The sequence below is a fragment of the Streptomyces niphimycinicus genome, from assembly GCF_018883605.1.
GTDB classification, from domain to species: domain Bacteria; phylum Actinomycetota; class Actinomycetes; order Streptomycetales; family Streptomycetaceae; genus Streptomyces; species Streptomyces niphimycinicus.
This window is the reverse complement of sequence record NZ_JAHLEM010000100.1, coordinates 21,682-28,121: the sequence shown is the minus strand read 5'-3', so window position 1 is coordinate 28,121 and position 6,440 is coordinate 21,682. Positions and strand designations below refer to the sequence as shown.

Annotated in this window: 6 protein-coding genes; 3 read left to right on the top strand and 3 right to left on the bottom strand. The window is 73.7% G+C overall.

Going from position 1 to position 6,440, the window contains the following annotated elements:
• Positions 1-39: 39 nt before the first annotated feature.
• Positions 40-366: an SEL1-like repeat protein gene (locus KN815_RS11995; protein ID WP_253208910.1), complete on the bottom strand. Its 327-nt coding sequence runs from the start codon at positions 364-366 to the stop codon at positions 40-42.
• Between the two features lie 326 nt (positions 367-692).
• Here KN815_RS11995 and KN815_RS11990 point away from each other — a divergent pair, with 326 nt between their 5' ends.
• From KN815_RS11990 to KN815_RS11980, 3 genes are all read left to right on the top strand, one after another.
• Positions 693-1,667 carry a ferredoxin family protein gene (locus KN815_RS11990; protein WP_216341773.1) on the top strand — a complete coding sequence of 325 codons (975 nt, stop codon included), beginning with the start codon at positions 693-695 and terminating at the stop codon, positions 1,665-1,667.
• A 141-nt stretch (positions 1,668-1,808) separates the two neighbouring features.
• Entirely contained in the window at positions 1,809-3,479 is a 1,671-nt protein-coding gene (locus tag KN815_RS11985; RefSeq protein ID WP_216341772.1) for an ATP-binding protein, read from the top strand.
• Positions 3,476-4,177, top strand: a complete 702-nt coding sequence (locus KN815_RS11980; protein WP_216341771.1) for a response regulator — start codon at positions 3,476-3,478, stop codon at positions 4,175-4,177. The genes KN815_RS11985 and KN815_RS11980 overlap by 4 nt, the downstream gene beginning before the upstream one ends.
• Positions 4,178-4,200: 23 nt before the next feature.
• On the opposite strand, the gene KN815_RS11975 is transcribed toward KN815_RS11980, so the two are convergent.
• Complete coding sequence (locus tag KN815_RS11975; RefSeq protein WP_216341770.1) at positions 4,201-5,808, bottom strand: monocarboxylic acid transporter; 1,608 nt, start codon at positions 5,806-5,808, stop codon at positions 4,201-4,203.
• Positions 5,805-6,257: a DUF485 domain-containing protein gene (locus tag KN815_RS11970; protein WP_216341769.1), complete on the bottom strand. Its 453-nt coding sequence runs from the start codon at positions 6,255-6,257 to the stop codon at positions 5,805-5,807. Before KN815_RS11970 ends, KN815_RS11975 begins: the two co-directional genes overlap by 4 nt.
• Between the last annotated feature and the right edge of the window lie 183 nt (positions 6,258-6,440).

Below are 6,440 nucleotides of genomic sequence, written 5' to 3'. Positions count from 1 at the left end.
CCCGACCCTCGCGGGCGGCGGAGGGCCGCGCCACGCCTGTCAGTGGCCACTGCCGTTGCGCCGGGCGCGCAACTGCCGGAGGGCGAGGCGCGCACCGGCGTGGCCGCGGTCCGCCGCCCGCCGGAAGTGCCGCTCCGCCTCACCCAGCTCACCGTGGTCCAGATGGACGGTGCCGAGCACCACCATGGCCGAGAGGTCACCCGTCGCGGCGGCCTTGCCGAGCCAGTGGACCGCCTCGGCGTACGCGCCCCGCTCGCCCAGCCCGATGCCGTAGACGGTCATCCCCCGCGGATCACCGGCCTCGGCCGCCTTACGGGCGAGCGGTTCGGGAATCGGCCGCCCCTCGTCGTAGGCCGCCCTCACCATCGCCCTCAGCCCGGGGTCCAGCGAGCGCGCCCCGCGTCTCCCCCGGCGCCTGCGCCACCGTGCCCATAAACCGCCCATATCCGCCCCCTCCACCCCCGAAGCGCCATTGTCGCGCCCGGCTCCCACGCCATGGAACGGCAGGCACACGGCGGGATGCGGACTGCCGCCCTCCGCCGTATGCGGACCGTAAGGCGCCCATGCGGCTCCCGCCGCTCGTTCTTCCGGGGGCTCCGGTACACACGCACGGCGCGATCCGGCGCGCGCTCACCGCTCGCGCTCACGACTCCGGCGCGCACTATCGATCAAGAGAGGTTAGGCTTACCTTCGTGAGCACGTGCGCGACCGCTTCCCGCGACCTGTCCGAGCCGCTCGCCGGGACGGCGGCCACCGCCCCCACCTGGCTGCTGGTGGAACAGCCCGGGCCCTGGGGCACCGAGGCCCTCACCGCCAGCCGACTGGACAGGGCCCTCGGACGCGCGCTGGAGCACGCCGCCGAGAACACCGGCGTACGGGTCGCGCTGATCCGCCGCCCCGGCCGTCACGCCGATCTGCACACCGGCGCCCGGCACCGGGTCTTCGTGGCCCACACCCGGCCCGGCCGCTCCTGGATCCGCACCACCGCCCTGGACGACCCCGCGGGGCTGCTCGGTCTGGACTTCGCCGCGCTGGGCGCGGGCGACCCCGGCGAGCTCACCCTGCGCCCCCACGACCCCGCGGCCTGGGAGGAGTACACCGGCGATCCACTGGTGCTGGTGTGCACCAACGGCAAGCGCGACCGCTGCTGCGCCCTCCTCGGCCGCCCGCTGGCCGGTGAGCTGGCCGCCTCCGGTGTCCACGGCACCTGGGAGATCACCCATATCGGCGGCCATCGCTTCTCCCCCACCCTCGTCGTGCTGCCGCACGGCTACACCTACGGCCGCGCCACCGCACAAGGCGTCAAGGACGTCATCGAGGCGCTGCGGCAGGGCCGGGTGGTCACCGAGGGCTGCCGCGGCCGCTCCGCCTGGGAGCGCCCCGGCCAGGCGGCGGAGCTGGCCGTCCGCGAGCTGACCGGCGAGGACGGGGCCGACGCGCTGACCGTCGCGGGGACCGAGGGCGAGGCCCCGGTCTGGTCCGTGACCGTCGCGCACCGCGACGGCCGGACCTGGCGGGTGAGCGTCGCGCAGGTCGCCGCGGCGCCGCCGCGGCCGGAGAGCTGCGGTCTCCCGCTGGGCTCCCCGGCCCGGATGGAGGTTGTCGGGATCCGGGCCGCCCGGCGGCCCGCACCCGACGTACGGGCGATGGCCGCCGGCCGCCTCTGAGCCCACGCCCCGCCCCCGTCGCCCTCCGAGACCGCCGCCCCGCTCCCTGAACCCGCGCCACCCCGGAGACGCACCTGCCGGGCCCCGCCCCCGGGTCCTGGCGCGGTCCCTCCGGCCCGCCCTTGGTTACCCTTCGTTGCCATGAGCGCCGCGATACCGCCGGGGCAGGCAGCCACGGCCACAAGGTGGCGCATCGGCTGGCCCCGACGCGTCTTCTCCCAGGTCCTGCTGATGCAGCTCGCCATCGCCACGGGTGTCACCGTGCTCGCGACCGGCCTCTTCCTCGCGCCGCTCAGCGACCACCTCGACGACCAGGCCATGCGCCGCGCCCTCGCCATCGCCCAGACCACGGCCGCCGAGCCCCGGCTGGCCGAGGCGCTCCAGCACACCCGGCCCATCCCCGACGGGCCCGTGCAGACCGCGGCGGAGCGCATCCGCCGGGCGACCGGCGCCGAATATGTCGTGATCATGGATCGGCGCGGGGTGCGCTGGTCGCACACCTCTCCGGGCGAGATCGGGAAGCATGTCTCCACCGACCCCACCGACGCCATAGAGGGCCGGGAGATCATGGAGATCGACGAGGGCACCCTCGGCCGGTCGGCCCGCGGCAAGGTGCCGCTGCGCGCCGAGAGCGGCCGTATCGTGGGCGCCGTCTCGGTGGGCATCTCCTATGAGAGCGTGCGCGCCCGGCTCGTCGCCTCGGTCCCGGAGATGCTCGCCTACGCGGGCGGCGCGCTCGCCGTCGGCGCCCTGGCGGCGTATGTGGTGGCCCGACGGCTCCAGCGACGCACCCATGATCTGGCCTTCTCCGATATCTCCGCGCTGCTCGCCGAGCGCGAGGCGATGCTCCATGGCATCCGGGAAGGCGTCGTCGCCCTGGACGCCCAGGGCCGCATCCGGCTGATCAACGATGAGGCGCAGCGGCTGCTGGATCTGTGCCCCGAGGACACCGGCCGGCCCCTGGAGGCGGTGCTCGCGCCGGGCCGTACGACCGATGTGCTGTCCGGCCGGGTCACCGGCGCCGATCTGCTGACCGTCAGCGGCGGCCGGGTGCTGGTCGCCAACCGGATGCCGACGGACGACGGCGGTGCGGTGGTCACTCTCCGCGACCGCACCGAACTGGAGCGCCTGGGCCGCGAGCTGGACGGCACCCGGGGGCTGATCGACGCCCTGCGGGCGCAGGACCATGAGCACGCCAACCGGATGCACACCCTCCTGGGCCTGCTCGAACTCGAACTGCACGACGAGGCGATGGAGTTCATCACCGAGGCGATCGGAGTGCACCGGGCCACCGCCGAGCAGGTCACCGAGCGGGTGCACGATCCGCTGCTGGCCTCCCTGCTGGTCGGCAAGGCCGCGGTCGCCACCGAACGCGGGGTCTCGCTGTCCGTCGCCGAGGACAGCCTGCTGCCCAACCGGCTGGTGGACCCGCCGGGGCTGGTGACGATCGTCGGCAATCTCATCGACAACGCCCTGGACGCGGCGGTCGGTTCGCGGGAGCCGCATGTCGAGGTGGAGCTGTGCGTGGACGACCGTACGGTGCTGCTGCGGGTCTCCGACACCGGCCCCGGGATACCCGCCGACCGGCGCGATGTGGTCTTCACCGAGGGCTGGTCGACCAAGGAGCCGCCCGCGCACGGCAAACGCGGCATAGGGCTCGCGCTGGTCCGCCGCCTGGCCGAACGCCAGGGTGGCAGCGTCCGCGTGTCCGACCGCGAGGGCGGGGGCGCGGAGTTCACCGTCGTCCTCCCCGAGGCACTGGCCGAACAGCCGGCCGGGGCACCGCTGACCGCGACAGGAGAGCCGCGATGACCCTTGGATCCGGACCGGGCGGGCTTCTGGCGGTGCTGGTCGTGGACGACGACGTCCGGGTGGCCCGGGTCAACGCCGCGTACGTCGGCAAGGTGGCCGGTTTCCGCGTCGCGGGGCAGGCGCACTCCGCCGCCGAGGCGCTGGCCGCCCTGGAGACCACCCCCGTCGACCTGGTGCTGCTGGACCACTATCTGCCGGATGAGACGGGGCTGTCGCTGGTGCGGCGGCTGCGGCAGCTCGGCCACCACACCGACATCATCATGGTGACCGCGGCCCGCGATATCGCGACCGTCCAGGCGGCGATGCGCCATGGCGCGCTCCAGTACCTGGTCAAGCCCTTCACCTTCGCGGGGCTGCGCGCCAAGTTGGAGGGGTACGCGGCGCTGCGCCGCGCGCTGGAGGGCGACGGCGAGGCCGGACAGGACCAGGTGGACCGGATCTTCGGCGCCCTGGGCGGCGCCTCGGCGGGCCCCGCGGAGCTGCCCAAGGGCCACTCGGTGCTCACCGCCGATCTCGTACGGGAGGTGCTGCGGGGCGCCGAGGGCCCGCTGTCGGCGCAGGAGGTGGCCGAGCGCTCCTCGCTCAGCCGACAGACCGCACAGCGCTATCTGAAGCTGCTGGAGCGCACGGGGCGGGTGCGGCTCAGCCTGAAATACGGCGAGACCGGCCGCCCCGAGCACCGGTATGTGTGGGTCTGAACCCCGCCCGTAACCCCTGCTTGTCAGGCCGCGCCCGCCCCGGTGAGGGCCCGCACCTCCGTCTCGGCGTGCTTGGCGGCATGGCCGGGGACGTCGGCGGGGGCGGGTGAGGTGACCGTTCCGAGCCAGCCCGCGAGGAACCCGAGGGGCACCGAGACCAGGCCCGGGTTCTGCAACGGGAAGAGGTGGAAGTCCACCCCGGAGAAGATCGCGTCCGGGCCGCCGGAGACCACCGGGGAGAGCACCACCAGCACCACCGCCGGAAGCAGCCCCCCGTAGACCGACCACACCGCGCCACGCGCGGTGAACCGCCGCCAGAACAGCGAGTACAGCAGCACCGGGAGGTTCGCCGACGCGGCGGCGGCGAACGCGAGCCCCACCAGGAACGCCACATTGAGGTCGTCGGCGAGCAGCCCGAGCCCGATCGCGGCCGCCCCGATCCCCACCGCGGCGATCCGCGCGACCACCACCTCGCCGCGCGGTGTGCGGCCCGCCCTTCGGCTCAGCGCGCCATACAGGTCATGGGCGACGGAGGCCGAGGAAGCGAGCGTGATCCCGGCGACGACGGCGAGGATGGTGGCGAAGGCGATAGCGGCGACGACCGCGAACAGCACCGTGCCCCCGGTCGATCCGGCGCCGCCGCCGAGGTCGAGCGCGAGCAGCGGAACGGCCGTGTTCCCGGCGGCATGGGAGGCCCGTACGGCATCGGTGCCCAGCACGGCCGCCGCGCCGAAGCCGAGCACGATCGTCATCAGGTAGAAGCCGCCGATCAGCCCGATGGACCAGATCACCGAGCGGCGGGCGGCGCGGGCGGTGGGCACGGTGTAGAAGCGCGAGAGGATGTGCGGCAGCCCGGCGGTGCCCAGTACCAGGGCCAGGCCGAGGCTCATGAAGTCCAGCCGGGCCGTCCAGCCGCCGCCGTAGGTGAGCCCGGGGGCGAGGAAGTCCACGCCATGTCCGCTGTTGCGCGCCGCGGTGCCGAGCAGGGCGTCGAGATCGCCGCGGAAGCGGATGAGCACCAGGGTGGTCAGCGCGATCGCCCCGCCCATCAGCAGTACGGCCTTCACGATCTGGATCCAGGTCGTGGCCCGCATCCCGCCCAGCGCCACGAAGACCACCATCAGGGTGCCCACGCCGATCACCGTCCAGGCGCGGGCTCGGCCGCCCGTCTCCCCGATCAGCAGGGCGACCAGACTGCCCGCGCCGACCATCTGGGCCACGAGATAGAGCACACAGACCGTGACCGAGGAGACGCCCGCGGCGATCCGGACCGGGCGCTCCCGCATCCGGGCGGCCGGCACATCGGCCAGGGTGAACCGGCCGCAGTTGCGGACGAGTTCGGCCACCAGCAGCAGGACCACCAGCCAGGCCACGAAGAAGCCCACGCAGTAGAGCACCCCGTCGTAGCCGAAGAGCGCGATGAGCCCGGAGACGCCGAGGAAGGAGGCGGCGGACAGGTAGTCACCCGCGATGGCGAAGCCGTTCTCCATCGGGGAGAACAGCCGCCCGCCCGCGTAGAACTCCTCCGGCGAGCGGTGCCGTCGGCGCCCCGCCCAGGTGGTGATCCCCAAGGTGGCCGCCACGAAGACGCCGAAGAGCAGCAGCGCCAGGCTCCGCTGATCGCCGGTCACCGGCCGCGCCCCCGCATCATCTCCTGCGTCACCCAGCGCAGTTCGAGCGCGACCCGGTCCCGGCGCAGCCGTGCGTGCCGGGCGTACGCCCAGGTCAGCAGGAAGGTGGTGGCGAACTGCCCGAGCCCCGCGACCATCGCCACATTGAGCGTGCCCACGACCGGGCGGGCCATCAGACCGGGGGCGGTGGTCGCCGCGACGACATAGGCGAGGTACCAGAGGAGGAACGCGGCTGCCGCCGGGAAGACGAACCGGCGGTAGCGCCGGCGCACCTCCTGGAACGCGGCGCTGCCGTGCACCTCCGTGTAGACCTCCCGGGCGGCGGGCAGCCCCGCGCGCCGAGTTCCGCTGTCCGTGTCGTCAGGCTCGCCCGAGCCGGACGCGAGCGTGTCGTACCACGGATCTTCCACCCGCGCCGCTCCCCTGTCGCGAGCGTTGTACATGTTCACCCCGAACACTCCTTGTTCACCACCGCATTCGCCGCGTGACCAAGGATGGGCAGATCAGAAAGATCCAAGACCCTTCAATACCGGACGTTCACCCCATCAGGTGACCCAGGTGATGAACAGCCCGGAATCGGCGCTCCGGAAGCGGGCCGGGCGGGAAACCGCCGACGGGGCCTCCCCAGTGAG